At 58.8% G+C, this 340-nt stretch carries 1 protein-coding gene; it reads right to left on the minus strand.

Annotation, left to right across the window (positions count from 1 at the left end; translation table 11 throughout):
* Window positions 1-178: 178 nt before the first annotated feature.
* Window positions 179-340, minus strand: coding sequence for an ammonia-forming cytochrome c nitrite reductase subunit c552 (locus tag G3I74_RS16250; RefSeq protein ID WP_203594409.1), 162 nt, complete (start codon window positions 338-340; stop codon window positions 179-181).

Consider the following 340-nt stretch of genomic DNA (forward strand, 5'->3'; position numbering starts at 1 on the left):
TGGCCCGCATAAAAGGCGACCGCACCGAAAACGGCACCGCCGATGACCAGCGTAAAAATGGACAGCTTGGCGCTGGGTTTGAAGATTTTTCGCCAGTTCATAAGTACGTGGCATTCCGAAAAATGAAGAGCCGTGCGCCGCCACCCGGCAGGGATGGCGGCGCTCATTGTTCGCGTTCTTAGACGCTATCGAGGACGCCCATGCCCTCGTTGATCAGGGCCTCGGCCTTGTCGAGCACGCGGTGAGCCTCATCCCAGTTGTGGAAGCCGTTGCTGTTTTCGACCCAGATGAAGTCCCAGTAGAACTGCGCCTCGCGGTGAATCTGCTGGAGCCGGGTCAG

It is taken from the genome of Wenzhouxiangella limi (assembly GCF_010499265.1).
Taxonomy (GTDB): Bacteria; Pseudomonadota; Gammaproteobacteria; order Xanthomonadales; family Wenzhouxiangellaceae; genus Wenzhouxiangella; species Wenzhouxiangella limi.